Source organism: Aquicoccus sp. SU-CL01552 (assembly GCF_040365005.1).
Lineage (GTDB): Bacteria > Pseudomonadota > Alphaproteobacteria > Rhodobacterales > Rhodobacteraceae > Antarcticimicrobium.
In genome coordinates, this window is sequence record NZ_BAABWV010000003.1 from 245768 (window position 1) to 271969 (window position 26202).

Sequence of the window (26202 nt, forward strand, 5' to 3'; positions counted from 1 at the left end):
AGGGCTTGAAACCGGGTTGCCCAATGCCTCAGGGTTCGGCAGTAGAACACAGCGGACCCAGCCCGCCGAACGGGCCCCTTGACCAAGCACAAAGGCAACGGAAGACCATGGCAGACGGAAAACCCTACACCTACCAGTCGATTGCGCGCGCCATTCAGGATCATGGCGTCGATACCATGTTCGGCCTCATGGGGGACGCGAACCTGTTCATGGTCGATCACTACGTGCGCGCCTGTTCCGGCACCTTCGTTCCGGTCGCCTTCGAAGGCAGCTCGGTCTTGATGGCGCTGGCCTATTCCCATGTATCCGGCCGGGTGGGCGTGGCAACGGTCACCCACGGCCCGGCCCTGACCAACTGCACCACCGCCCTGACCGAGGGCGCGCGGGGGCATATCCCGATGGTCCTGCTGGCCGGGGACACCCCGGTCATGACACCGCAGAACCTGCAGAACATCGACCAGCGTGAACTGGTCAAGGTCACCGGTGCCGGGTTCGAGCAGATCCGCGGACCCGAAACCGCCGCCTATGACATCGCCCATGCGTTCTATCGCGCCCGCGTGGAAAAGCGGCCCATCGTCGTGAACATGCCATCGGATTTCATGTGGCAGGAGGTCGAGCACGAAAAGGTGGTGTTCCAGGCCTTTGACGCGCCGGCCTATGTGCCTGAGGGCGACGACCTCGACGCGGCCATCGGCATGATCGCCTCGGCCAAGCGTCCGATCATCCTCGCCGGCGCCGGTGCGGCCGGGGCGCGCGACAAGCTGATCCGCCTCGCCGACCGGCTCGAGGCGCCGCTGGCCACCACGCTCAAGGCCAAGGGGCTGTTCAACGGCCACCCCTACAACATGGACATTTTCGGCACGCTCAGCACCCCGGCGGCTTATGACGTCATCGCCAAGGCCGATTGCGTCGTGTGCTTCGGCACCAGCCTGCATTACTTCACCACCGACAAGGGCGCGTTGATGAAAGGCAAGCGGATCGTGCAGATCAACAACAGCGTCCCAGAGGTCAGCAAGAACTTTCACCCCGACGCGGCGCTGGTGGCCGATGCGGGGCTGACCGCCGACAATATCGTCTATTGGCTGGACGAGGCCGAGATTCCGCCCACCGCCTTTACCGGTGAGTTGGACATGAAGGCGCTGACCGCCCACCCGGCGGGCCAGGCCGAGAAATCCGGCCCGGGTTACGTGGATTTCGTCTATGCGCTCGACCGCCTGGAGCAGGCCCTGCCCAAGGACCGGACCCTGACGACCGATGGCGGCCGCTTCATGACCGAGGTCTGGTGCCGCATTTCCGCGCCCGATCCGCACAGCTTCATCGTCACCGCGAACTTCGGGTCGATCGGACTTGGCGTGCCCGAGGCGATCGGGGCGAGCCTTGCCGCGCCCGGCCGGCCGGTCGTTCTTTTCACCGGGGATGGCGGCTTCATGATGGGCGGGGTGAACGAGTTCAACACCGCCGTCCGCCTGAAGCAGGACCTGATCGTCATCGTCTGCAACGATTCCGCCTATGGCGCCGAACACATCCAGTTCCTCGACCGGAGCATGGACCCCGGCTTGGCCCAGTTCGAGTGGCCGCGCTTCTCGGACGTCGCCACCGCGCTGGGGGGGCAGGGCATCCACGTGCAATCGAACGACGACCTCGAAAAGGCCGTCGAGGCAATCGCAAACCGCAACGGACCGCTGCTGATCGAACTGCGCCTTGACCCCAACGACGTTCCCAGGATGCGGCTGTAAACGTCGGGAAACCGCTGAAACGGACAGCCACGGGCGGGATGACTTCCGCAAAAGGCCGGATCTGCACAGGTGACGACGTGAAAAGCTCAGCCGATCGGGCCGTTGTCGTCGCGCTTGATCGCGATCACCGACGAGCGCGGCAGGCCCGATCCGTCGGGCCAGCTTCCGCCCGGGTGCTGGATGCCGAGGAACATGGTGCGACGGTCCGCCGACCAGGTCAGGCCGGTCACTTCGCACCCCTTCGGCCCGGTCAGAAAGCGCGCGATTTCGCCTGTCACCGGGTCGCCCGCCAGCATCTGGTTGTTGCCCATCCCGGCGAAATCGCCCCTGTTGCTGTCCTTGCCGTCGGTCCGGATCCAGATCCTGCCGTTTCTGTCGAGCGTCATGCCGTCGGGCGAATTGAACAGGTTGCCCGCGTTGATGTTCGCCGACCCGGCATAGGCGTCCCGATGCACGCCCGGATTGCCCGCCATCACGTAGAGATCCCAGTCGAAACCCTCGGCGGCATGATCGCCGCCGCGCGGACGCCAGCGCACGATCTGGCCATAGCGGTTGGCCGCGCGCGGGTTGGGGCCGTTGACCGGCGTGTCATCGCCTCCGGCGTTCGGCTTGACGCCCCGATTCTTGTTGTTGGTCAGGCTGCAATACACCTCGGGCGCGCCGGGGTTGACCGCGACCCACTCGGGGCGGTCCATGGTGGTGGCGCCCACGGCCGAGGCCGCGATGCGGCTGTGGATGCAGATCCGGGCCCGGTCCATTCCGGTGGTTCCTGGCGTCAGCGGTAGCCATTCCCCGGTGCCATCGTCGTTGAACCGCGCCGCATACAGCGTGCCGTCGTCCAACAGCCCCTCGGTCGGGCCTCCGGGCGTATAGATGCCGTGAGAGACGAAGCGGTACAGGAATTCGCCCCGTTCATCGTCACCCATGTAGACCACCACGCGGCCATCGGGGGCCAGCGTCAGTTCGGCGTTCTCATGCTTGAACCGACCCAGACCGGTATGTTTGACCGACATCGCATGCGGATCGGCCGGATCGATCTCGACCACCCAGCCAAATCGGTTGGGCTCGTTCGGATTGGTGGACAGATCGAACCGCGGATCCCACTTATAATAATGATAGCCCCAGTCCCGGGCGCCGATGCCATAGCGGGCCTGTTCCGGAGTCGAAACGGCGGTTTCCCCGTCGGACGCGGTCATGCCGAAGTAGCCGTTGAAATTCTCTTCGCAGGTCAGATAGGTGCCCCAGGGTGTCTTGCCCGACCCACAATTGTTGATGGTGCCCAGCACCCTCGTTCCGGTGGGATCGGCCGCAGTCTGCATCAACGGATGGCCGGCGGCGGGTCCGACCACCCGGGTCGGCGTGTTGTGGTGGATGCGGCGGTTGAACGGGCTGTCCCGAACCACGCCCCAGCCGGTGGCCCCCTCGGCGATCTCCATCACGGTGACGCCCTGCAGGTTCTGCAACTTGCGCACGTCATCGACACCCGAAGGGGTTCCGCGTTGGGCAGCAGGCAGGTTGATCCTGCGATTGGCGTGCTCGTGGTTGACCGCGATCAGCTGATGCCCCCGGATGGAGAAACTCTCCATGCCGTCGGTATTCTCACCGAACACACGGTCCGACTTGGCCAGCGGGCCGCCCTCGGCGACGTCGTAGGATTCGGCGTCGGAGAACAGCGGATCGCCCCAGCGCGCCACCACGTCCCAGTGATACCCGGCGGGCACATGCACGGTCGCGTCGGTTTGCGTCGGGATCGGCACGAAGGGGAAGCGCCCGGCAGAGGTTTGCGCCCGGGCGGAGGTCGCGGTCAGCGCCCCGCCCCCCATCACCGCCGCGCCAGACCCGAAGGCCAGCACGCCGCCCAGGAACCCGCGCCGCGAGATTGCCCGTTCGACCACGCGATCGAAGCCGTTCTCCCCGGGACGGGGAAAATGCAACTCGTCCCACGCATCTGCGGACAGATCGGTCATGTCGAAATTTCCCTTCCTTGCCTCCCAGGGGCGACAATATACTTGATCCGGCGCCATGCCAGATCGCGGGTCAATCAAAGCCGGAAAATCCACGTCTTTCATGACAGGCCGCCGGCAAACGCAACGGCACGACCCGAGGTTGCGTCGCCGAAGCCCTCTCAACGCGCGGAAAACCCCGGAAATACCTGCCTGTTTTTCCCGCTTCATACCAAAACCGAATGGAAAAGCCGAAAGGGTTAATTTTGCTTTAACCCAATTTCGATACGATGCCGTTTGAGGCAGAAAAAAATATTCGGAAGAAACTGAATGGGCATAGCCGCGTATAAGCGGACGATCTCGGAGACAGAGTCGCCGCGACAGATTGAGCGTCGGGTGCTGTCACGGGTCACGTCCGAGTTGGAAAGACTCGCGTCGGACTACGATTCGACCGAGCAGGGACTCGAAAAACTCGGCATTCTGGCCAATGGATTGCGCGATGCGCTCTGGCAGAACCAGCGGGTCTGGCAGGCATTTCAGCGCGACCTGTCCAGCGAGGGCAACAGCCTGTCGCCGGACCTGCGGGCCGGGCTGATCTCGCTGTCGTTCTGGGTCGACACCCACACCCGGGGCGTCATGAAGGGCCAGAACAAGGTGGGGCCGCTGGTCAACATCAACCGGACGATCATCCGCGCGCTGGATGGAAACACCCTGCAAGTGATGGAGTAGCCGGTGGCGCTGCGACTGACGCTGAAACCCAACGAAAAGATCGTGGTCAACGGCTGCGTGATCCGCAACGCGGACCGGCGTCAGAACCTGACGATCGAGAACTACGCCGACGTCGTGCGCGAGGCGGACCTGCTGGATGCAGCCTCAGCCGCCACCCCGGTCAAGAAGGTGTACTTCTTCATTCAGTCCGCCCTGCTGCGCCCCGATATCCGCGACGAGTTGCGGCCGGTGATTCAGAAGAGCCTGGCGGAACTGGTCCCCATCTTCAACGAGCGCATATCCGCGCACATCTTCGAGGCGGCCAACCACGTCGCGACCGCCAACCACTACAAGGCGATGCGCGCGCTGCGTCCTGTCATGCAGTATGAAGAGGAGCTGACGTCGCTCTTTGCCGGCGGTCCGACCGCCGTCGAAGCGGCCGAGTAGCGAGGGAAAAGATCATGGTTCTGAGCATTTCCGGACTGAGCAGCCAGTTGGCGTTGTCCCTCATCGACAGCACCCAGGACCGCCAGATCGAGAGCCTGAAAAGCGAACCGGAGCACGCCCGTGCCGCCGAGCAGTTTCGCGAACGGATCGGCTCGATCACCTCGCCGCAGGAGCTGGTGCAGGATTACGAGGTCTACAGCTTCGTCATGCGCGCCTTTGACCTCGAGGACCAGATCTTTGGCAAGGGGATGGTCCGCAAGGTCCTGGAAAGCGATCCGAGCGACGATTCCTCGCTGGTCAACCAATTGACCGACTCCCGCTTTGGCGAATTGCACACGGGGCTGGGGTTCACCACCGAAGCCGGGGCACAATCGCCAGATTTCAGCGATCCCACCTGGCAGGAGGAGATTGTCGATCTCTACTTCAGCCGGATCTATGCCAACGACTACGCCGAGCAAAACGAGACCGTCGGCGCGGTGCTGGAATTCCGCGAAGAAGTGACTGAAATCGACAGCTGGTACGACGTGCTGAAGAACGAGACGCTGACCGAGTTCTTTCAGACCGCGCTGAGCCTGCCCTCCGAAATGTCCGGCCTCGACGTGGACAAGCAGGCCGAAATCTTTGCCGACAAGTTCGACCTGACCAAATTGTCGGACCCCGAGGAACAGGAGCGGTTGATCAACCGGTACGTCGCGATTTCCGAGGCGCTCGATCCACAGGGGTTCTCGGCCTCCAGCGCGGCGCTGAGCATCCTGCAAGGCTCCTCGACGCTGAGTTCCGGCATCATCGAGATCACCTGGGATATCGAGCCGGTGTCCTACTCCACCTATTCGCTGTAACGCGGAACGCCCGGTCTAGTCGATCATCTCTTCGTCGTCGCTGGTGGGAAGCTCGATCTCCCCCCCTGCGGACAGGCGCAACGCCGCCTCGACCAGTTCGGACTGGGCCTGTTTCACATCGCGCGACCGAACCGGGCCCATGCCGCGCATCTCCTCCTCCAGCATGTCGCGCGACCGCGCCGGCAAGGCAGAGAGGAAATGCTCGCGCAGATCGCGATCGGCCCCGCGCAGCGCCAACGGCAGGGTCTTGCCCGAGACTTCCCGCATCACCTTGGCCAGCGGCGCGACCTCGATATCGATCAGGTCGCGGAACACGAACATCTTCTGCTTGATGGTGCGGAACTTTTCCGGGATCTTCTTTTCCAACTCGCGCGACAGCCCCTCGAAGACCTTCGGATCGAGCTTGTTGAACACGCTGACAAGCTGCTTTTCGGTCTTGGCCTCGGCATTGCGCCCGGCTTTTGCCAGCACTTCGCGGCGCAGGCTTTCCTCGATGCTCCGCAACACCTCGTGGGGCAGTTCCTCCATCGCGACCATCCGCTCGACCAGGTCCGCCGCCCGCTCCTCGCCCAGCAACGGCAGCACCTTGGCAGCGGCTTCGGCCCGGATGCGCGACAGGATCACCGCGACGGTCTGGTTGTGCTCCTTGCGCAGCACGCCGGCCAGCACCTTTTCGTCCAGTTCCGACATGTCGCCCCAGAGATCGCCGGTCGAACTGCCCTCGATCTCCTCGAGGATCTCGGCCACACGCTCATCCGGCAGGAACCCCTTGAGCAATCCGCGCGCCGCCTCGACCGAGCCGGTGATGCCGCCATAGCTGCTCATTCTTTCGCCGAACTCGCGCATGACCTCCTCGACGACCTCGGCGGGCACCTCGCCCATGGCCGAGATCGCCCGCGTGATCTTGCGGATCTCGCGCGCGTCCAGCTGTTGCATCAGCTGCCCGCCGCGCTCCTCTCCCAGGCACAGGAACAGGATCGCCGATTTCTCGGCGCCGCTCAGGGGGGACTGCTTTTGAAGAGGCGAAAACTGGTTCATCGGTTTCTGCCCGGACCTGGTCCGGCTGCGTCAATCGTTCCTGGACAAGTTAACCGGCACTATCCATGCGGCACAAGGATTAGTAACATGGTTTTCCGGTTTATCCTTGAGAAAAATGCGACTCGCGCGGCCCTATCCGCCGCCGGTCGCGGTAAGGTAGGATTGCATCAGCGATCCGGCCAGCATGTACCAGCCGTCGATCAGCACAAAGAAGATCACCTTGAACGGCAGCGAGACGATCACCGGCGGCAGCATCATCATGCCCGCGCTCATCAGCACCGAGGCGACGATCAGGTCGATGGCGATGAACGGCAGATAGAGCAGAAAGCCGATGGTAAAGGCGCGCCGCAACTCCGAGATCATGAAGGCCGGCACCATCACCCGCCAACTCACTGCCTCGGCGGTGTCGGGCACGACGTCGGGGTCGGCCTCGCCGGCGATGTCCTGGAACAGCGCAATGTCCTTGTCGCGCGTGTTGGCGAACATGAAGGCGCGGAACGGTTCGGCGATGTTCATCATCGCCTGTTCCTCGGTGATCGCGTTCTGCATCAGCGGCCGCAGCCCGCTCTCCCAGGCATCGTCGAACACCGGCTGCATCACGAAGAAGGTCATGAACAGCGCCATCGCGTTCAGCACCATGTTGGGCGGGGTCTGGTTCAGCCCCAGCGCCGAGCGCAGCATCGAGAACACGATGACGAACCGGGTGAAACTGGTGGTGACCACCAGAAGCCCCGGCGCGATGCTGAGCACCGTGATCAGGGCGAACATCTGGATCAGCCGGCCCGACAGGCTGGCGCCGGTATCGCTGCCCGGTTCGGTTCCGCCCAGCGTGGTGGAAAGATCGCGGATCAGCCCGCCCAGGTCGGTATCCTGTGCCCAGGCGCCCCCGGCCCCCGCCATGATCGCAAGCGTGACCAGCCCCAGGACAAGGGCCGGGCGCCGCGGCACGGCGATCTGGGAAAACCGGTACATCCCCCGCCTCAGATCTCGGGGATGAAGTCTTTGACGATTTCCCGCAGCGCCACGCCGATGTGATCGCCGTTCACCTTCACAAGGTCGCCCCGCGCCACCATCCGGTCATTGATCATGATGTCCACCGGGTCACCCACCTTGCGGTCCAACTCGATGACCGAGCCCTTGGACAGCTCCAGCAGTTCGGAAATCGGCATCCGGCTGCGCCCGAGCACCACCCGAACGTCAAGGCGCACGTTCAGCAGCGCGTCGATGTTGCGCCCACCCTCAGCCGCCGCGGCCATCTCGGTTAGGGTCTGTTTCTCCGGCGTCTGCCCGGTTTCGGTCGTGGCCTCCGCGCCGGTTTCGGCGCCGGTGTCCTCTGAGGGCGTCTGGGTGTCCGTATCCGCCATTTATCCGACCTTTCCCTGATCGTCGTTCAGTTTCCCGGCGGCCTCGCGCAGCGCCGTGAGCACGGCCGTGCAGGACCGCTCCAAGCTGTAATCGAGCCCACCGTTGTCCCAGTCGAGTCGCACCTCGCCCTCGCCCAGCGCGGGCTCGGCCACCAAGCGCGGCGCCGGGTCGATCCCGGCCGATTGCGCCATCGCGGCCAGTTGCGGCTCCAATACCTGCGCCATCTCGGGCGACACGCGGATCGTCAGCTTTGCACTGCCACCGGCCATGCGCAGACCGGCGCGAATCCGGGCCTGCGCCAGGTCGGCGGAATAGGCCGACAGGAACTCCGGCGCGATCCGTTCGCCGATATCGACCAGCATGTCGACCACGTCGCGTTCCAGCGACCGCCGGTGCGTCGCCTCCTGCTCCAGCAGGTCGGACAACCGCGCCGCGATGGTCTCGAGCACGGCGGCGCCCCGCGCGGCCTGGCTCTCCTCGGCCTCGGCTCGGGCCATGGCCGCGCCCTCTTCGCGACCCTGCAGCAGCGCGGCCTCGCGGGCCTCGGCAATCAGGCGATCGACCTCGTCCACGCCATAGGTCCGGGGCGGTGGCGGCATGTCCTCGGGGAGGGCCGCAGCCTGCCCCGCCGTCAGCGCCTCGGCATCGAAATCGCGCAAGAACAGCCTCATCGCGCGTCCGCCTCGGCCACCAGCCAGCCGCGCAGCACCCGCAGCACCTCGTCGGGCTTGTCCTCGGCCAGGGTCTGGATCGCCTCGACGCGCGCCTTGATCAGGCTGCCGCGCACGCCCAGCGTCTCGATGTACTCATGCGGCGCCCCGTCATCATGGGCGGGATCGAAAATGCCGGTATAGCCCGGCGCATTGCGGTCCTCCTGGGACACATCGAGCAGGTTCGCCGCCCCCGGCACCCCCGGCTTCGCGCCGCCGGCAGCGGCCACCGCCGTGGCCTCTGCCACGCCCCCCTCGCCCCCGGGGCCGGCAAGCGCACCCGCCGCCTCGCCCTTGGGCAGCTCCGGCGTGGCCGCCTGTTGCAAGTGGCGCAACACCGGGCGAACGCCAAGGATCATGACCAGCGCCACGATCAGCAGTCCGAGCAGGCCGCGCAGGATCGGCACGATGTTGTTCCCGATCCGCTGCATCGGCGTCATGCTGACGGGATCGCCCACCTCCATCGAGTAATCCATGAAGCGCAGGCTATCCACAGACACCGTATCACCGCGCTGGTCGTCGAAACCGACCGCGCTCTTGACCAGCTCTGACAGGCGGTCCAACTCTTCCGGGCTGCGCTCGGAATAGGTCACGTCAGAGCCATCGACACTGTAGATCCCGTTGACCAGAACGGCGACCGAGACCCGGCGAATGTCGCCCGCCTCGCGCACCACCTCGCGGCGGGTATTGCCGATCTCGTACTGGACGCTCTCACCGCTCTTGGATTGCGCAGAGGTGGCCCCGTTGCCCGGATCGGCCAGCGCGGCGGGAATGTTGTTTTCCACCCCCACGTTACCGCCGGCATCGGTGCCCGAGCGTTGCTCGGTGCGGCTGTCAGTGGCTCGCACCACCTGCTGATCGGGATCGAAGCTCTGCTCGACGATCACCTCGCGGGCCGAGGTCAGGTCCACGTTGACCCGCACCCGGGCGTTACCGGCGCCGACCCGGGCGGTCAGGATGCTCTGGATCTGCTGCGCGAGACGGTCCTCGATCCCCGCCTTGGCCGATTGCAGCGTCGCCTGGCCGTCGCCGTCACCGGTTTCGGCAAGGATGGTCTCACCGCTCGCCGACAGAACCGTGACCCGCCCCAGTTCCAGCTCGGCCACCGAGGAGGAGACCAGGTTGCGGATTGCCATCGCCTGCTTGCGCGCGATGGTCCGGCCGGGCACCGCCCGCACGATGACCGAGGCCCGCGGGTTGGGCCGTTCGCGCGAAAACGCCTCACGCTCGGGCAGCACAAGGTGCACGCGGGCGCTCTGCACCCCGTCGAGCGTCTGGATCGAGCGGGCCAGCTCCCCCTCCATTGCGCGCAGGCGGTTCACCCGCTGCATGAAGGAGTTCATCGCAAGGCCGCTGGACTCATCGAACAATTCCCAGCCGGGATCGCCCTCGATCGGCAATCCGCTTTCGGCCAAGACCATGCGCGCGCGGGCCAGGTCGCCGCGCGGCACCGATACGCTTGCCCCGTCCTCGGCCATCCGCGCATCGAAACCCGCGCCGATCAGCGTGGTCTCGATCGAGCCGGCCGCGGCCATCGACAGGTTCGTGTACAACGGCGCAAAGTCCTTGCGCGACACGGCCGAGACCCCCAGCAGTAGCGCCAGCACGATCCCGAGCGCCACCCCGCCCAAGATCATCAGGCGCGGACGACCCAGCGCCTTGAGGTTGTTGATCAGGTCTTGCACGCCGCTCCTCATGGGTAATGTCCCATCTGTTCTTAGGATCACGATATTCTATTTTTGCCCTTCAAGTAAATAACGATGTCTATACTTGCGCGGAAAAGGAAAAACCGGGATGATGCACAAGAAGAGGGACAAGACTGACCCATGGCGAAACCGGCGAAAAAGAACCCGCGCCCCGCGTCCACCGAACCGGACGAGGCAACGGCCAAGAACGGCAAGGCACGCTCGGCGCGGACCTTGCTGATGGCCGCGCTGTTGCTGTCGGTGGCCTCTCTCGGGGGCGGGTTCTTCCTTGCCCGGATCGCCTTTCAGCAGGACGCGGCCAATTTCGCACCCGACTACATCGACGAGACCGGCGACAAGTCCGCCGATGCCGGGCAGGATCCGGGACATGCCGATATGGCCGACACCGGCAGCCATGGTGCGGCGGGAGAGGACGCGACCAAGCCGAACGACGGCGTTCTGGAGTTCGAGGAAATCGTAACAAACATCGAGAGTTACGACGCCAAGGGGCGACCGGAGCCGGCCTTCCTGAAGCTCTCTCTGGTGCTGGTCTACCGCCCCGATCCGGGCGCGAGCGAGCTGATGAAGGAGCGCCAGCCGTTCATGCGCGATCTGTTCACCGGCTATGCCCGCAGCCTGACCGAAACCGACGTGCGCGGAATGGCCGGCGTCCTGAACGTGAAGGCCGAACTGCTCAAGCGCGCCCGCGCCGCCGCGGGCAGCGATCTTCCGCAGGAAATCCTGATCAGCGACCTGATCGTGCAATAGATAGGGGCGAGACATGAACAAGACCCTCTCCCATGACAACGTCGAGGCCCAGACCGGCAACCTGATCGACGAAATCATCAAGATGTCGGATTTCAGCTTCGAACGATTGCCGATGCTGGACATCATCGGAGAGCGCCTCGCCGCGTCGATCTCGGTCGCATTGCCCCAGTTGACCGGCGTGCTGTGTGAAGCGACTCTGAGCCAGCTCGACTATGTCCCGATGGGGCAGGCGATCGACAGCCTGCCGAAACCGGCGGTGATGACCGTGTGTTCCTCGCCCGGGCTCGACGGGGACGTGCTGCTGGTCGTCGACTCCACGCTGCTGCTGACGGCGATGGAACTGATGCTGGGCGGCACCCCGAAGGGCGACACCCCGCGCACCCCCGAACGGTTTACCGCGATCGAACGCGGGTTTGGCCGGCGCATCGCCACGCTGGTGATGCAGGGACTGCGATCCAATTTCAGCCTGGCCGGCGGGGATATCGAGCTGAAGATCGAACGCGTGGTGACCGATCCGGACTCGGCCACCGTGACCCAGCCCGCCAACCTCTGCGTGCGGATGCACTTTGCGGTCGCGCTGGCGTCGAATACCGGCGTGCTCGAGGTAATCCTGCCCTATGACGCGCTGGAACCGGTGCGCCCCAAGCTGGGCAAGATCCACTTCGGCGAACCCGCCGACGAGGCCAGCCCGTGGCGCGACCAGCTTTCGGGCCAGATCGAACGGGCGACCGTGGAACTGGAGGCGGTGCTGGCCGAGGTTCACCTTTCGATCCGCCAGATCATGAACTGGAAATCCGGCGATACCGTGAACCTCTGGGTCGAGGAAGAGCAGGACGCCACCGTCGTCTGCGCGGACACGCCGATGTTCCGTGCCGCGATCGGCAAACGCAACAATGGAAACACGGCAATTCGCATCACCGAGGCGCTGGAACCGGAAGAGGAGACCCCAAATGGCCGCAACGATCACTGATATCCTGATCATCCTGCTGCTGGCCGGCAGCGTGGGCTACGGCGTGATGATTTCCCGCCGGGTACAGAAACTGATGGCCTCGCTCGAGGAGTTGGAGCCGCTGGTGCGCGAGTTCTCTGAGGCAGTGGACAAATCCGAAACCTCGGTCAACGCGCTGCGCGACAACCTGGCCGAAGGACTGGCAGCGCAGGAAGAGGCCGCCACCGGTGACGACAGCGCCCCGGCGTTCTCGTCCCGCCGCCAGGCGCAGCGTCGGCTGCCCGGGGTGCAGGTGGTGCGTGACAAACAGGACCTCGTGCGCCGTTTCTTTGAAACCTCGCGCAGCGAATCGAGGGCCTGACCATGGCACGGGCACTCGGGGCGAAACTTCTTCTGGGCGGGCTCGCCGTGGCGGCCTTTGCCAAGGCCGCAACCTCCCTGCCTGGGCTGCCCTTTCCCTCGGACGCGATGAAACGTCCCGACCTGCCGATCCGGGTCGAGGTGAAATCCGAAACAGCCGACCCCGTCTTTCTGGAAGAAGAGACAAAGGTCGTCGCCCGGGTGCCCGAGGTCCCGAACCAATGCGAAACCCCCGAGGAGGTGCTGCAATCGCTGTCGCGCGAACGCGACCTGATCGCGGCGCAAAGGGACGACCTGGAGAGCCGGAAATCGGAACTCGCCCTTGCCCGTGAGAAACTCGAGATCGAAAAGGCCGCGCTGCTGGAGCTGAAGTCGGATATCGAGGCCCTGCTCGCCCGCGTCAAAGCCGCCGAGACCGAGGACCTCGATCGCCTGATCGGCTTTTACCAGAACATGAAACCGGCCGAGGCCGCGCGGATCATGGACGATCTGGATATCGAGGTGACGATCTTGGTGCTGGCCAAGATGAAGCCGCGCATCGCCGCGCCGATCCTGGCCAAGATGTCGCCGGTCCGGGCGCGGGCCGTCTCCAAGATCATCCTCGAACGGTCGCAACTGCCCGGCGACCAGGACCTGGTGGGGATCAAGCTCAAGTAACCCGGCCTCCGTGGTCGTCATATCCCGCCCCGGCCCCGCGCCGGGGCGTTTGCGTTTTCGGGGTGCCCCTCCGATCACCTCAATCCGGTGTCGTCCGCAGCACCGACCCAACCGGCAGCTTGCGGTTGCGGTTCTTCTTGTACTCCATCACGAAGCCGATGATCTCGGCCACCACCTGCCAGTGTTCCACCGGCACCGTCTCGTCGATCTCGACCTGGTCGAACAGCGTGCGCGCCAGCGGCTTGTTCTCGACGATGGGAACATCGTGCTCAAAGGCGATCTCGCGGATCCGGCGGGCCATCAGGTCGGCCCCCTTGGCGACGCAGACCGGGGCGGCATCCACCGACTGGTCGTATTTCAACGCCACCGCGTAATGGGTCGGGTTGGTCAGGATCACGCTGGCATGCGGCACCGCCGTGGCCATGCGCTGCCGGGCACGGGCGCGGCGCAAGGCGGCCCGGCGCCCCTTGATCTGTGGGTCGCCCTCGGATTCCTTCATCTCGTCGCGAACCTCTTTCACCGACATCATCTGGCGCCGGCGCCAGTCAAAGCGGTTCCACAGGATATCGAGGATCGCCACCGGCACCAGGAACACTGTGGCGGCGATCAGCAGGCGGCGGGTGGCATCCAGCATGTAACCCGGCAGCGTCTCGGGCACGAAACCGGGTGCCTCCCATATCCCGCGCACCGCCCGGTCCGTCACCCAGAGCGCCAGCCCCCCCACCACCAGCACCTTGATCAGGCTCTTGCCGAATTCCACCAGCGTATTGGCCGAGAACAGCCGCTTGAGCCCTTGCGCGGGCGAGACCTTGGACAGTTTCGGCTTGATCCGGTCCAGTGCGACCACGGTTTCGCCCTGGATCAGCACCCCGACCACGCCACCGGTGAGGATCAGTAGGAACAGCGGCGACAGCACCAGCGCCAGCGTGGTCCCCATGTCGCGCAGCACCAACCCCAACGCCGTCAGGCCGGCGCGGCCGTTGCCCACCTGCACCGTGCCCGCCCCCTCGATCAATGCGCCCAGCGCCTCGGCCAGGCGCGGCCCCTGCCACGGCAGCACGAAGGCGGTGACAAGGACCAGCGACAGCACCACCATCATGTTGCCGGTTTCGCGCGAGGAGGGAACGTCACCCTTCTTGCGCGCCTCGCGGAGTTTCTTCTCCGTCGGTTCCTGTGTCTGTTGGCTCTTGTCCTGGTCCTGGTCCCCGGCCATGGCGTCAGAACCTGAAGGTGCCGAACCAGTCGGCGAAATCGCCGACGAAGAAGTCCAGCATCGCCGGTGCGGCCGTGGCCAGAACCAACATCCCGGTCGCGATCAGCACCGAGGCGGCGACGAAGAACACCGGCAGTTGCGGCATCATCCGGTTGGCCAGCCCCATGCCGAGGTTCAGGATCACCCCCATCACGAAGAACGGCGCCGCGACCGCCGTGCCGATATACAGGCTGTGCGCCCCCGCGCGCACGATCTGCTCGGCCAGGTCACCGGGCATCACCGGCCCCGGCGGGAACACCACATAGCTCAGCATCAGCCCGCGCAGGATGATGTGATGCGCATCTGTGGCAAAGATCGCCGCCACCGCCCCGAGCAGAAGCAGCGACGCCACCAGCGTCGCCCCCTCGAACGAGCCCAGCGAGGGGCCGAAGGCGTTGGCCAGCCCCGAGACTTGCCCGACCTGGTAACCGGCAAAATCCATCGCCGAGAGCAGCACCCGCCCGACCAGTCCGATCCACAGACCGATGGTCAGCTCGGAGGCCAGCAGCAGTGCCATCGCCACGGTATTCTCCGGCATCTGCGAGGTGACCGGCGTGACCGGGTAGAGCGCGGCGCAAAGCACCAGTGCGAAAGACAGCCGCGCGCGCATCGGGATCTGGGTCTCGCCAAAGCCCGGCATGAACATCAGCGCGCCGCCGATCCGCGCCACCACCAGCATATAGCCGAAGATCACCCCGGCGACATATGTATCGAGGGTCACGCTCAGCCCCCCACCGTGGAGACCGTCCTGAGCGAAGCCTTGCGATGCACCTCGTTGTGCGAAATCACCTGGGTGACCGGGCTGACCCGTTCCAGGATCTGGCGCACATAGGGCCGCACGTCCGGCGTCACCAGCAGCGCCGGCCACTCGTCGCCGGCGGCGAATTTCTGGATCTCCTTGCGCACCGCCAGGACGAATTCCTGAACCCGCGCAGGCGACATCAGAAAGGCGTTCTCCTCGGCCCCGGGCGACACCGCGTTGTTGAGTTCACGCTCCCACTCCGGCCCCAGCGCAATCACCGGCACGAAGCCGTTGGCATCGACCAGCGACTGGCAGATCTGCTTGGACAGCCGCCCGCGCACATGTTCCACCACCGCGCGCAGGTTCTGGGTTGTCGCCGCGGCCTCGGCCACCGCCTCGATGATGCGCGGCAGGTTGCGGATCGACACCCGTTCGGACAAGAGCGCCTGCAACACGTGCTGAAGCAGGACCGCGGGCGATTTGTTGGACATGTCGGACAGGAGTTTCTGGTACTCCTTGCTCTGCCCCTCGATCAGGCTCTGGGTGGCCGCAAAGGTCAGCAGGTCGGGCATGTGCTCCTTGATGACCTCGGTCAGGTGGGTGGTGATCACGCTTTCCGGATCGACCACCGTGAGGCCGCGCAACTCGGCCTCCGAGGCGCGGCTCTGGTCGACCCAGACCGCGTTCAGACCGAAGGTCGGTTCGCGGGTCCGCTCGCCCACAAGGTCGGTCTCGGTGCCGCCGGGGTCAATCACCATCATCGACCCGGGCCGCACCTCACCCCGGGCGGCTTCCACCCCCTGCAGCGAAATCGCATAGCTCATGCCCGGCAGCATGCTGTCGTCCTTGATCCGCACCGGCGGCAGGACGAAACCGAAATCCTTGATGAACAGCGCGCGCAGGCTTTTCACCTTGCCCGGCAGCGCCGCGTCGGTCGATGAGATCAGCGGCACCAGCGCCGCGCCGAGATCAAGCCGCAAATCGTCCAGCCGCAGCGCTTCGGCGATCGGGTCCTCGGTCTCGCGCGCCTCGCCCTCGCGTTTGGTCGCGGCGGCCTTCTCCTTTTCCTGTTCCTTCAGGTGCTGCTGCATGACATAGCCCAGCGCGGCCATGCCGGCGGCCAGCACCGTGAACACGGTCAGCGGGAAGCCGGGCAGGAACCCCACCATCAGGCTGAGCGCGGCCGCCATGTACAAAGCCTTGGGGAAATTCCCCAATTGCGCCAGCACCGCCTCGTTCGCGGCGCCGTGGGTGCCGCTCTTGGTCACCAGCAGACCGGCGGCCAGCGACACCACCAGAGCCGGGATCTGGGTGACCAGACCGTCGCCGATGGTCAGCACGGTATAGTTTCCGGCCGCCTCGGTCACACTCAGCCCGTGGCTGGTCATGCCGATCAGGATACCGCCGATGACGTTGATCAGGGTGATGATCAGCCCGGCAACCGCGTCGCCGCGCACGAATTTCGAGGCCCCGTCCATCGCCCCGAAGAACGCGCTTTCCTCTTCCAGCACCCGGCGCCGCTCGCGCGCCTCATCGTCATTGATGATGCCGGCGCCCAGATCGGCGTCGATCGCCATCTGCTTGCCCGGCATCGCATCCAGCGAGAACCGCGCGGCCACCTCGGCGATCCGGGTCGAGCCCTTGGTGATCACCACGAAGTTGATGATCACGAGGATCGCGAAGATGACGATCCCGATGACGAAATCGCCCGCCACGATGAACCGGGAAAACCCCTCGATCACCTTGCCGGCCGCATCCGAACCCTGGTGGCCCTGGCTCAGGATCAGCCGCGTCGACGAGACGTTCAGCGCCAGCCGCATCATCGTCACCACCAGCAGCAGCGTCGGGAACGAGTTGAAGTCCAGCGGCGTCGGAATCCACAGCGCCACCATCAGGATCAGCACCGCCAGCGACAGCGAGATCGCCAGCCCGAAATCGAGCAGCACCGACGGCAGCGGCACGAACAGCATCGCGAGGATCAGCACAACGCCGATGGCGAAACCCACATCGCGGTTGGCCAGCCCGAACTGCGACAGGCCCTTTGCGATCGCGTTGGAGGGGTTGACGTCGCGCGCGCTCATGCCGGGATCACTCCACCACCCGATAGGCCGGCAGGACCGGCTTCATCGGGCTGTTCGAATAGATCGAGAAACGGCGCGGCGCATCCGGTGACGACGCCTCTGCGCCCGAACTCCAGAACACCGGCGGCACCGGCAGGCGCGGCGCAGCGGGTTCGGCCACAGCCACCTCGAACATCCGCGCCGTGCTGGCCTGCGCGATCAAGTCCGACAGGCCGGCGCTGACCACCCGGTGATTGCGGCGCAGCGCGGTCAGGTAAACCTCCTTGTGGGTGTCGGTGGCGGAATGGTACCGCCCGGCTGCCTTCCACCAGTCGCCTGTTTCGCGAAACAGGCCGACCAGGAACCGGGCCGCGTAATCCACGTTCGTCGCGGGATCGAATGCCTCTTCGAGCGAGGCAAAGGCACGGCCATGCCATCTCTGGTTCACCTGCATGCAGCCCACGTCGATCGACTGGATGCCGCTGCCCCGCTTGGCCCGGACCCAGCGCAGCGCCTCATCCCGGGTGGTGAAAAAGGCGCCCTCTCCGGCGGCGTTGACGGTCCAGGGCCAGACGGTCAGCCCCTCCGGGCCGCGTCGCCCGGCCTCTTGCACGCCGATGGCCAGCAACAGGTTGTCGGGAATGTCATAGCGCGCCTGCGCATCGAGGATCGCGGCCAGGCAGTCGGCACCGCGCAACACCGCGCCGGGGACCGGTGCGCGCGCGGACGGCGCCATGACCACCGGCGCGGAAGACCGATAGAACCCGGCAAAGAACTCGGCCTGTGCCGGCGGCCCGCTCCAGACCAGCCCGCTGGCCATGGCGGCCCCGGCCATCCCGAGGGCAAGATGCGCGCCACGCCCCATCCTAGACCCCTCCACCGACGATCAGATCGAACACCCGGCTCGACAACCGCGACAGGGTTCCGAACATGAACGGGAGCGCCAGCGCCAGCGCGACAAAGATCGCGATGATCTTGGGCACGAAGGTCAGCGTCATTTCCTGGATCTGCGTCAGCGCCTGGAAGAACGAGATGCCCAGCCCGACGACAAGCGCCACCGCCATCACCGGCGCCGAGGCCAGCAGCACGGTGGTGATCGTCAGACGCAGGATCTCATATGTGCTGACCGTGTCCAACAGCGGCCTCCGGTTGGGCGAATGCCGTCAAATTTGCATCCGCATGACTTCCTGATAGGCCTCGACCAGCTTGTCGCGCACCGCGACCGACATCTTGACCGTGCTTTCCATCGCCATGGTGGCCTCGACCACCTGCTGCAACCCGGCCTCGCCGGTCAGGCCCGCGGCGGCGGTGGCATCCCCCTCGCGCACCGTGCTGACCGCCTCCGAGGCGGAATTGCGGAGCATCTGGGCGAAATCCGGTGTCTGCCCCTGGTCGGCCGTCGCCCCGGCGGACTTGTCCGAGGCAAGGTCCTTGGACTTGCCATAGGCGGCCTGGATCACGGCATTGGGCTGGATGGAGGTAAAATCGCTCATGGGTCAGCTCTATTTCAAAAGGTCGATCAATTCGCTGCGCATCTGGCGTGCGTTTTCCAGCATGGTCATGTTCGCCTCGTAGCTGCGCGAGGCCTCGCGCATGTTGCTCATCTCGATCAGCGGGTTGACGTTGGGCAGCTTGACATAACCGTTCTCGTCGGCGGCCGGATGCGCTGGATCGAACCGCAGGGAGAAATCACCCATATCGCGGGTAACCTCGGCCACGCGCACCATCGCCGCGCCGGTGGCCGCATCGGTATCTGACCCGAAGCTGATCACCTTGCGGCGATAGGGGTCGCCGCCCGGGTCCTGAGCGGTGGTGGCAGAGTTGGCCACGTTTTCCGAAACGACCCGCAGCCGCTCGCCCTGGGCGCGCAAGCCGCTGGCAGCCGTGGCGATGATTGACGTCAAGGGATCCATTCAGCAGCCTCCCCTCAGCGCGACCCGGCGACGGTCAGCATCAGCTCATGCGCCTTTCGGTACAAATTGGACGCCAATTTGTACTGACCGGCGGTGTCCGCCGCATGGAGGATCTGCTCTTCCATCACCACGTTGTTGCCCGAGATGGCCTCGGCCCATGTCGTTTCGACCTCGTCCACCTCGGCGCTCGGCAGCACCGCTGAGGTTTCCGCGTTGGAGAGGTAGGATTCAAAGCTTTCCACGTCGCGGGCGCGGTAACCGGCGGTATCGGCGTTGGCGATGTTCTCGGAAACGGTCTTCTGACGGTCCGACAGCCATTGCAGGCGGCGCGATGCCAACTGGAAAAGGTTCATGTTGTCGAGATTCATCATGGACTCCAGCTTAATTCTTGTCAGTATAGCAAGTAGAGCAAAGATTGACAGGGTTTATTCTTGTGAGCGCGATCTTTTCGGACCTGCGACAGACCATTTCAAACCTTGAAACCACAAGGATAGCCGGGCGCGTTCAATCCGTGGTCGGCCTATCGCTGATGGTCTCGGGACTGGAACGCGCGGCCGGGATCGGGCAACGCTGCCGGGTGCGGGGGCAACACGGGCCGGTGACGGGCGAGGTGGTGGGCACCGGCGACGACGGGCTGCGCCTGTTGCCCTTCGGCACCTGGGACGGCATCGCGGTGGGCGACCGGGTGGAGCTGATCCAGACCGGCGACGGCATTTGCCCGGACGACAGCTGGATCGGCACGGTCATCGACGCGCTTGGCCGGCCGCTCTCGCCCGCGCCCGGCTTTCGGCCCGGCACCCGGCGCGCGCGCGGGCGCAACAGCCCGCTACCGGCCTATGACCGGCGCCGGGTCGGGGAAAAGCTGGAGACCCGGATCAAATGCGTCGACCTGTTCACGCCGATCTGCCGGGGCCAGCGGATGGGGGTCTTTGCCGGCTCGGGCGTGGGGAAATCCACGCTGATGGCGATGCTGGCGCGCAATACCGACGCCGACGTGATCGTGATCGGGCTGGTCGGCGAACGCGGCCGCGAGGTGCAGGAATTCATTGACGAGGACCTAGGCGAAAAGGGCATGGCGCGCTCGGTCGTGGTGGTGGCCACCGGTGACGAGGCGCCGTTGCTGCGCCGTCAGGCGGCCTGGACCGCGACGGCGGTGGCGGAACATTTCCGCAAGGCGGGCAAGCAGGTTCTGCTGATGATGGACAGTGTCACCCGCTTTGCCATGGCCCAGCGCGAGATCGGGTTGTCGAGCGGTGAGCCGCCGACGACGCGGGGCTATCCGCCGACGGTGTTCTCGGAGCTGCCGCACCTGCTGGAACGCGCCGGACCGGGCCGCCCCGGCGAGGGCGACATCACCGGCATCTACACGGTGCTGGTCGATGGCGACGACATGAACGAACCGATTGCCGACGCCATTCGCGGCATCGTCGACGGGCATATCGTGCTGGATCGCCGCATCGCCGAACAGAACCGGTTTCCGGCGATCAACGTGCAACGGTCGATTTCGCGCATGCTGCCCGACTGTCACAGCCCCGAGGAATACCGGATCATGCACGCCGCCCGGCGGGCGCTGGCCCGCTATGCCGACATGGAGGAGTTGATCCGCGTCGGTGCCTATACCCCCGGATCGGACCCGGAAACCGATGCCGCGGCGCGGTTCTTCGTGGCTGCCAACACCTTCCTGTCGCAGGGGCGCGGCGCCACGATGCGCGCCGAGCAGAGCTTTGCCGAGGTCTACAAGATGCTGCTCGAGGCGGGGATCGACGTGCCGATCCTGCCCGATGCGACGGCCGAAACGGAAACCGGCCGCCCCGTATAGAGGCGGCCGGCAAATGAGGCGGCGAAAACCGATGCGCCCCGGGGTACTCGTGAAAAACATCAGGGGACGCCCCCTGACGAAAACCCGTTACTGGAACAGACTCAGGACGTTCTGCGGCTGCTGGTTGGCAATCGAAAGCGATTGCGTCGCCAGCTGCTGCTGGACCTGATAGGCCTGCAGGCGCGCGGCCTCTTCCTCCATGTCGGCGTCGATCATCGCGCTGACGCCGGAATCCAGCGTATCGGTCAGTGCCGACAGGAACTCCTGCTGGCCCTCGATCGCGGTCTCGGCCTGGCCGAGCTTGGTCGCGATGTCGGTCACGTTTCCGACAACGCCCTCGGTCGAAGCCAGGACACCGGACAAGAAGGCCGCGCCGGTAGCCGAAGTCGCGTTGGATTCGAAGCCAGTGGCAATGACTTTGAAGTTCGCGACCAGCGTAGCCATGTCATGCGTGTCGACAGCCATGGTGGTGGCGGCGTAAGTCCCGCCCGCGCGGCCGACGCCGGTCACGACATTGCGCGTCGCGCCAACAGAGGTGTCATTGTTCGCTGATGTTGTCAAAGCACCGTCGGCCGGAGCGACCGAACCCACGGTAACGCCTGTGCTGGCGGTGACAGCATCAGAATAAGAGCCGGCACCCAGCATGTCATCGCCGTTGAAGGTCGACTGGCTCAGGGTAGATTCCATCTGCTTGACCAACTCGAGCAGATCATTCTCGATCTCGCCATGGCCGCCGGTTGCACCCTGTGCGAAGGCTACCTTATCGAGGAACTGCTGCGACAGGTCCTGAATGGTTTCGGCGCCAAGGCGCGCGGTCGAGATCGAGTTCTTGGTCAGCGACAGCCCCTCGTTGATCGAGCTGAAGGCGCTGCTGTCGCCCTTCATCGTCTCGGAAATCTGGAAATAGGCCGCGTTGTCCTTGCCCGAGGACACCTTGAGGCCGGACGAGATCCGGTCCTGCGAGGTTTCCAGGTTGGTGTTGACGGTGCGCAGTGCCTGCAGCGCGTTCATCGCGGAGGTATTGGTGAGAATGGACGACATTTAATGCTCTCCTCAGTTCTCGTTTCTTGTTGTTCAGTCTTCTGACTGTTTCTCGCCATAAAGCCAGTATCGGGAATGCTAATGCCCGGATCCAAGCAAGGCTACCGCTTAACGAACTTTCAGGCTGTATCCGGGTTCGAAACGCGCGTTCAGTGCGCGGCCCTACCGCCCGAAACATCCGTGAAAGAACAAGCCGCCAGGAGACGCCCCCTGGCGGCAAGCCGGTTACTGGAACAGGCTCAGGACGTTCTGCGGCTGCTGGTTGGCAATCGACAGCGATTGCGTCGCCAGCTGCTGCTGGACCTGGTAGGCCTGCAGGCGCGCGGCCTCTTCTTCCATGTCGGCGTCGATCATCGCGCTCACGCCGGTATCCAGCGTGTCGGTCAGCGCCGACAGGAACTCCTGCTGGCCCTCGATTGCCGTCTCGGCCTGGCCAAGCTTGGTCGCGATGTCGGTCACGTTGCCGACAACGCCCTCGGTCGAGGCCAGGGCCCCGGACAGGAAGGCCGCGCCGGTGGACGCCGTGGCATTGGTTTCAAAGGCGGTCGCAATGATCTTAAAATCCGCGACGAGCTCTGCCATGTCGTGCGTATCGACAACCATGGTGGTGGCAGCATAGGTACCGCCTGCACGGCTGACGCCTGTCACGACGTTGCGCGCCACACCAGCCGTAGCGTCACCGGTGGTTGCAGTCAAAACGCCGGTAGCTGCAGCAATGGATCCTGCCGTTGCAGGAGAGCCATACGTATCCGCCCCCAGCAGATCGTCGCCGTTGAAGGTCGACTGGCTCAGGGTGGATTCCATCTGCTTGACCAGCTCGAGCAGATCATTCTCGATCTCGCCATGGCCGCCGGTTGCGCCCTGTGCGAAGGCCACCTTGTCGAGGAACTGCTGCGACAGGTCCTGGATGGTTTCGGCGCCAAGGCGCGCGGTCGAGATCGAGTTCTTGGTCAGCGACAGCCCTTCGTTGATCGAGCCGAAGGCGCTGCTGTCGCCCTTCATCGTCTCGGAAATCTGGAAATAGGCCGCGTTGTCCTTGCCCGAGGACACCTTGAGGCCGGACGAGATCCGGTCCTGCGAGGTTTCCAGGTTGCTGTTGACGGTGCGCAGTGCCTGCAGCGCGTTCATCGCGGAGGTATTGGTGAGAATGGACGACATTTAATGCTCTCCTCAGTTCTCGTTTCTTGTTGTTCAGTCTTCTGACTGTTTCTGGCCATGAACCGATTTTCGGCCATGAACCAATATTGAGGATATAAACGGCCAAATTAAGGCAACGCAAAGGGTTTCGTGTATTTCGGGTTGTACCCGGGGTCAAAACTCGCGGTCTATGCGCAGCTTGCCCCCCTCTTCGCCGCCGATCTTCTGCCCCGACTTGCCATAAAGGCCGCTCAGCCCGTTGCGTTCGGTGGCCTTGCGGATCTCTCGCACGATGGTGCCGGCGGCGGTGGCCATGCGTTGCAACATCTCGCTGTCGGCGCTGACCGCGGCCTGAAGCTCCTGCATCCGTTCGGGCAGGCCGCGTGAAACCGCCGCCTCGTGCTGAAGGAAGGGCTCGACCAGCGGCAGCCGCAGTTCAAGCCATTTCAGCACCGATGCCTTGCGATCAAAAAGTTCGCTCACGACCTGGAACCGCCCCTCGGTCAGGGCGACGACCTCTTCGTTCAGCAGCGTCACCGCCTCGCCCACCTTGTCGGTATAGGCGGCGATGTTCGCCTCGTCCGTTTCGGTCAGGACCCGGGCGGTTCCGGAGGGCGCATCACGGCGCGCCTGCAGGCGCTGGCCGATCCGGGATTTGCGTTTCGTCACCATGTTCGCGCCCCTCGATTTCATGTCAGCGCCTGTACGCGTCGAGCATCTGCTCGATATTGGCGCCCAGCCCGAGCCCGCCGCGCTCGGCCAGCTTTTCGGCCAGCGCCTGCGACATGAACGACCGCCACATCTCGGCCCCCTGCCCGCCCGACGCCGGCCCGTAGTCGATCGTGCTCATCATCTCGTCGACGAACTGGCTGAGGAACACCGTCTCGAACTCGCGACCGAGCCGTTCGTTCCGGGCCTTGTCGGCGGCAGAAACCTCGGTATTGGCGGTTGCGGCCGGTCCCGGCATGATCGGGGGGGTCGACATCAGATGATCTCCAGGTCCGCGTGCAGCGCGCCCGAGGCCTTGATCGCCTGCAGGATCGAAATGGTCTGGCGCGCGCCGACGCCGATCGCGTTCAGCCCGTCGACCAGATCCTGAAGGCTGACGTCGCCCTGCAGAATGGTGAACTTGCTTTCGCGCTCTTCCACGTCGATATCGGATTCCGGCACGACGACGGTGGTGCCGCCGATGCTGATCGGGCTTGGCTGGCTCACGTTGAACCGCTCGCGCACCCGCACCGTCAGGCCGCCCTGGCTGATCGCGACCTGGCCGATCCGCACGTTTGCCCCGATCACGATGGTGCCGGATTTCTCGTCCACGACGACGCGCGCGGTGCTGTCGGGCTGCACCGTCAGGTTCTCGATCGCGGCCACGGTCTCGGCCACGTCGCCCTTGCCCGGAAGCCGCACCTCGACGGTTCCCGGATCGAGCACCCGGGCAGAGCCGCCGCCCAAGGCGGCATTGACCGCGTCCCCGATCCGCGCGGCAGTGGTAAAGTCGGGCACGCCCAGCGCGATGCGGAAACTGTCCAGCTCGCGCAGCTCGAAACCGACCTCGCGCTCGACGATGGCGCCGCTGTCGACGCGGGCGATGGTCGGCACCCCCTCCTGCACACTGCCGGCGTTTGCCTGCGCCAGGAACCCCGAGACGGCGACCGGCCCCTGCGCCACGGCATAGACCTCGCCGTCGGCGCCCGACAGTGGCGTAACCAGAAGGGTCCCGCCGCGCAGGCTGGTGGCATCGCCGAGCGAGGCGACATTGACATCTATCGGCGACCCGCGCCGAGCAAAGGGCGGAAGCTTGGCGGTGACCATGACGGCGGCGGTGTTCTTGGTCTTCAACAGATCGCCATCAAGATTGGCGACACCCAGTCGCTCCAGCATGCCCTTGATGGCCTCGCGGGTGAACGGGCTGTTGGTCATCCGGTCGCCGGTCCCGAGCAGACCGACCACCAGCCCGTAGCCGATCAGGTGGTTTTCGCGCACGCCCTCGAAACTGGCGATATCCTTGATCCGGACATCGGCGCCGACCGGGGACGCAAAAAGGCACGCCGCCCCCAAGGCAACCGCAGCCATTCCATTCGCCAGAGCCCCAAATACAGACATCGACCTCACCCCTGGTCCCTGAAAGAAACCCTATCGGTTTGTTTTTGCCAAGTCCATATACAGTTGCTTTTAAACTTGCACATTCGCAACTTTATTATTGAACTTCCTACCTTTCCTTGCTAGCGATAAAGGATAGCAATGAATAGCAGCGGGAACGGAGGTGTTCATGCGCGCCTATGTTTTCGAACCACGCGAGAAACGGCAGCCCTCTCTGACGGCTGAGCTTGAGAACGCGGGTGTCGAGCCTCTGTTCGTGGGCGAGGACTTTTTCGAGACCGGCCTGGCGCCGCTGACGCAGCCGGGCAACGAGGTCCGGGCGATCCTGATCGGAGAGTCCGACAACACCCACGCCCAGATCCGCACCATCCGCAAGGCCGGTTGCGCCAACCCCGTCATCGTCCTGCGCGATTTTCGCAATTCACAGGATACCTCGGCGGCCCTTGATCGGGGAGCCGATGATGTCATCGTCAGCCCGATCAAGGGAAGCGAGGTGGTATCGCGGATCAATTCCATCGTCCGCCGGTTCCACGGCCATGCCGCCGAAAGCGTCGAAGTGGGTGAGTTGACCGCTTTCTTCGACGGGCGGGACCCCATCGTTTCCGGGGCCCGCATCAAGCTGTCAAAGCGCGAACACTCGATCTTTCAGCATCTTGCGCTGAACTCCAACAGGGTGATCTCGAAGAACGCGATCTATGACGCGGTCTACGGGATGAGCGCGGATCAACCCTTTGACAAGGTGATCGACGTCTATATCTGCAAGCTGCGCAAGAAGATTGCCGCCGCCGCCACCAGCGGATCACAGTACATCGAGACGGTCCATGGCCGCGGCTACAAGCTGAGCGCGCCCGAGGAGTTCGATCTGCCCAACCCCGAACAGCAGGGTTCGCCCCGGGCCCGGCCCCTCGAGGCCCGCGCCTGACGTCCCGG

29 protein-coding genes are annotated in these 26202 nt (G+C 64.8%); 10 read left to right on the forward strand and 19 right to left on the reverse strand.

Annotated elements, in window-relative coordinates:
- Positions 1–107 precede the first annotated feature (107 nt).
- Positions 108–1736 carry a thiamine pyrophosphate-binding protein gene (locus ABWV23_RS05375; RefSeq protein WP_353345713.1) on the forward strand — a complete coding sequence of 543 codons (1629 nt, stop codon included), beginning with the start codon at positions 108–110 and terminating at the stop codon, positions 1734–1736.
- Between the two features lie 86 nt (positions 1737–1822).
- Here ABWV23_RS05375 and ABWV23_RS05380 read toward each other — a convergent pair whose 3' ends face one another.
- Positions 1823–3703, reverse strand: coding sequence for a PhoX family protein (locus ABWV23_RS05380; protein WP_353345715.1), 1881 nt, complete (start codon positions 3701–3703; stop codon positions 1823–1825).
- A gap of 306 nt (positions 3704–4009) precedes the next feature.
- On the opposite strand from ABWV23_RS05380, the gene ABWV23_RS05385 reads away from it, so the two are divergent.
- From ABWV23_RS05385 to ABWV23_RS05395, 3 genes are read left to right on the forward strand one after another with little or no spacing between them, the layout of a single operon-like run.
- Entirely contained in the window at positions 4010–4408 is a 399-nt protein-coding gene (locus tag ABWV23_RS05385) for a flagellar biosynthesis regulator FlaF (RefSeq protein ID WP_353345717.1), read from the forward strand.
- Between the two features lie 3 nt (positions 4409–4411).
- Positions 4412–4834: a flagellar biosynthesis repressor FlbT gene (locus ABWV23_RS05390; protein ID WP_353345719.1), complete on the forward strand. Its 423-nt coding sequence runs from the start codon at positions 4412–4414 to the stop codon at positions 4832–4834.
- Positions 4835–4848: 14 nt separating this feature from the next.
- Complete coding sequence (locus ABWV23_RS05395) at positions 4849–5673, forward strand: DUF1217 domain-containing protein (RefSeq protein WP_353345721.1); 825 nt, start codon at positions 4849–4851, stop codon at positions 5671–5673.
- Positions 5674–5688: 15 nt separating this feature from the next.
- Here the strand turns inward: ABWV23_RS05395 and ABWV23_RS05400 are convergent, their stop codons facing one another.
- The 5 genes from ABWV23_RS05400 to fliF all read right to left on the reverse strand — a co-directional run bounded on the left by ABWV23_RS05400 (position 5689) and on the right by fliF (position 10471).
- Entirely contained in the window at positions 5689–6711 is a 1023-nt protein-coding gene (locus tag ABWV23_RS05400) for a flagellar motor switch protein FliG (protein WP_353345723.1), read from the reverse strand.
- A gap of 132 nt (positions 6712–6843) precedes the next feature.
- A complete protein-coding gene (fliP, locus tag ABWV23_RS05405; protein WP_502901598.1) occupies positions 6844–7683 on the reverse strand; it encodes a flagellar type III secretion system pore protein FliP in 840 nt (279 codons plus the stop codon).
- 8 nt (positions 7684–7691) lie between these two features.
- On the reverse strand, positions 7692–8075 hold the full coding sequence (gene fliN / locus ABWV23_RS05410) for a flagellar motor switch protein FliN (protein ID WP_353345725.1): 384 nt from the start codon (positions 8073–8075) through the stop codon (positions 7692–7694).
- On the reverse strand, positions 8076–8747 hold the full coding sequence (locus ABWV23_RS05415; RefSeq protein WP_353345727.1) for a FliH/SctL family protein: 672 nt from the start codon (positions 8745–8747) through the stop codon (positions 8076–8078). It abuts the gene before it with no gap.
- Complete coding sequence (fliF, locus tag ABWV23_RS05420) at positions 8744–10471, reverse strand: flagellar basal-body MS-ring/collar protein FliF (RefSeq protein WP_353345729.1); 1728 nt, start codon at positions 10469–10471, stop codon at positions 8744–8746. Before fliF ends, ABWV23_RS05415 begins: the two co-directional genes overlap by 4 nt.
- 141 nt (positions 10472–10612) lie before the next feature.
- On the opposite strand from fliF, the gene ABWV23_RS05425 reads away from it, so the two are divergent.
- The 4 genes from ABWV23_RS05425 to ABWV23_RS05440 are packed head-to-tail and all read left to right on the forward strand — an operon-like array spanning position 10613 to position 13205.
- On the forward strand, positions 10613–11239 hold the full coding sequence (locus ABWV23_RS05425) for a flagellar basal body-associated FliL family protein (RefSeq protein ID WP_353345731.1): 627 nt from the start codon (positions 10613–10615) through the stop codon (positions 11237–11239).
- A 13-nt stretch (positions 11240–11252) separates the two neighbouring features.
- A complete protein-coding gene (locus tag ABWV23_RS05430; protein ID WP_353345733.1) occupies positions 11253–12209 on the forward strand; it encodes a flagellar motor switch protein FliM in 957 nt (318 codons plus the stop codon).
- A complete protein-coding gene (locus ABWV23_RS05435) occupies positions 12190–12549 on the forward strand; it encodes a flagellar motor switch protein (protein ID WP_353345735.1) in 360 nt (119 codons plus the stop codon). The genes ABWV23_RS05430 and ABWV23_RS05435 overlap by 20 nt, the downstream gene beginning before the upstream one ends.
- A gap of 2 nt (positions 12550–12551) precedes the next feature.
- Positions 12552–13205 (forward strand): MotE family protein, encoded by a 654-nt coding sequence (locus tag ABWV23_RS05440; RefSeq protein ID WP_353345737.1) that lies wholly within the window; start codon positions 12552–12554, stop codon positions 13203–13205.
- A 79-nt stretch (positions 13206–13284) separates the two neighbouring features.
- Here ABWV23_RS05440 and ABWV23_RS05445 read toward each other — a convergent pair whose 3' ends face one another.
- The 8 genes from ABWV23_RS05445 to ABWV23_RS05480 are packed head-to-tail and all read right to left on the reverse strand — an operon-like array spanning position 13285 to position 19543.
- Positions 13285–14418 carry an EscU/YscU/HrcU family type III secretion system export apparatus switch protein gene (locus tag ABWV23_RS05445; RefSeq protein WP_353345739.1) on the reverse strand — a complete coding sequence of 378 codons (1134 nt, stop codon included), beginning with the start codon at positions 14416–14418 and terminating at the stop codon, positions 13285–13287.
- Between the two features lie 4 nt (positions 14419–14422).
- Positions 14423–15178 carry a flagellar biosynthetic protein FliR gene (locus ABWV23_RS05450; protein WP_353345741.1) on the reverse strand — a complete coding sequence of 252 codons (756 nt, stop codon included), beginning with the start codon at positions 15176–15178 and terminating at the stop codon, positions 14423–14425.
- A gap of 2 nt (positions 15179–15180) precedes the next feature.
- Positions 15181–17280, reverse strand: coding sequence for a flagellar biosynthesis protein FlhA (gene flhA, locus ABWV23_RS05455; protein ID WP_353345743.1), 2100 nt, complete (start codon positions 17278–17280; stop codon positions 15181–15183).
- A gap of 7 nt (positions 17281–17287) precedes the next feature.
- Positions 17288–18124, reverse strand: coding sequence for a lytic transglycosylase domain-containing protein (locus ABWV23_RS05460; RefSeq protein ID WP_353345746.1), 837 nt, complete (start codon positions 18122–18124; stop codon positions 17288–17290).
- A gap of 1 nt (position 18125) precedes the next feature.
- A complete protein-coding gene (gene fliQ, locus ABWV23_RS05465; protein ID WP_353345748.1) occupies positions 18126–18395 on the reverse strand; it encodes a flagellar biosynthesis protein FliQ in 270 nt (89 codons plus the stop codon).
- Between the two features lie 27 nt (positions 18396–18422).
- A complete protein-coding gene (gene fliE, locus ABWV23_RS05470) occupies positions 18423–18752 on the reverse strand; it encodes a flagellar hook-basal body complex protein FliE (protein WP_353345750.1) in 330 nt (109 codons plus the stop codon).
- A 9-nt stretch (positions 18753–18761) separates the two neighbouring features.
- Positions 18762–19172 (reverse strand): flagellar basal body rod protein FlgC, encoded by a 411-nt coding sequence (gene flgC / locus ABWV23_RS05475; RefSeq protein ID WP_353345752.1) that lies wholly within the window; start codon positions 19170–19172, stop codon positions 18762–18764.
- 14 nt (positions 19173–19186) lie between these two features.
- Positions 19187–19543 (reverse strand): flagellar basal body protein, encoded by a 357-nt coding sequence (locus ABWV23_RS05480; RefSeq protein ID WP_353345754.1) that lies wholly within the window; start codon positions 19541–19543, stop codon positions 19187–19189.
- A 62-nt stretch (positions 19544–19605) separates the two neighbouring features.
- Between ABWV23_RS05480 and ABWV23_RS05485 the strand changes: the two genes are divergently transcribed.
- The gene (locus tag ABWV23_RS05485) at positions 19606–20991 is read left to right on the forward strand and encodes a FliI/YscN family ATPase (protein ID WP_353345756.1); all 1386 of its coding nucleotides are present in this window, start codon (positions 19606–19608) and stop codon (positions 20989–20991) included.
- A gap of 87 nt (positions 20992–21078) precedes the next feature.
- On the opposite strand, the gene ABWV23_RS05490 is transcribed toward ABWV23_RS05485, so the two are convergent.
- From ABWV23_RS05490 to ABWV23_RS05510, 5 genes are all read right to left on the reverse strand, one after another.
- Positions 21079–22032 (reverse strand): flagellin, encoded by a 954-nt coding sequence (locus ABWV23_RS05490; protein WP_353345758.1) that lies wholly within the window; start codon positions 22030–22032, stop codon positions 21079–21081.
- A gap of 225 nt (positions 22033–22257) precedes the next feature.
- On the reverse strand, positions 22258–23190 hold the full coding sequence (locus ABWV23_RS05495; RefSeq protein ID WP_353345760.1) for a flagellin: 933 nt from the start codon (positions 23188–23190) through the stop codon (positions 22258–22260).
- A 153-nt stretch (positions 23191–23343) separates the two neighbouring features.
- Entirely contained in the window at positions 23344–23841 is a 498-nt protein-coding gene (locus ABWV23_RS05500; protein WP_353345762.1) for a flagellar biosynthesis protein FlgI, read from the reverse strand.
- A 22-nt stretch (positions 23842–23863) separates the two neighbouring features.
- A complete protein-coding gene (locus ABWV23_RS05505; RefSeq protein ID WP_353345764.1) occupies positions 23864–24154 on the reverse strand; it encodes a rod-binding protein in 291 nt (96 codons plus the stop codon).
- Positions 24154–25245 carry a flagellar basal body P-ring protein FlgI gene (locus ABWV23_RS05510; RefSeq protein ID WP_353345766.1) on the reverse strand — a complete coding sequence of 364 codons (1092 nt, stop codon included), beginning with the start codon at positions 25243–25245 and terminating at the stop codon, positions 24154–24156. The genes ABWV23_RS05505 and ABWV23_RS05510 overlap by 1 nt, the downstream gene beginning before the upstream one ends.
- Before the next feature lie 196 nt (positions 25246–25441).
- On the opposite strand from ABWV23_RS05510, the gene ABWV23_RS05515 reads away from it, so the two are divergent.
- A complete protein-coding gene (locus ABWV23_RS05515; protein ID WP_353345768.1) occupies positions 25442–26194 on the forward strand; it encodes a response regulator transcription factor in 753 nt (250 codons plus the stop codon).
- Positions 26195–26202: the final 8 nt, after the last annotated feature.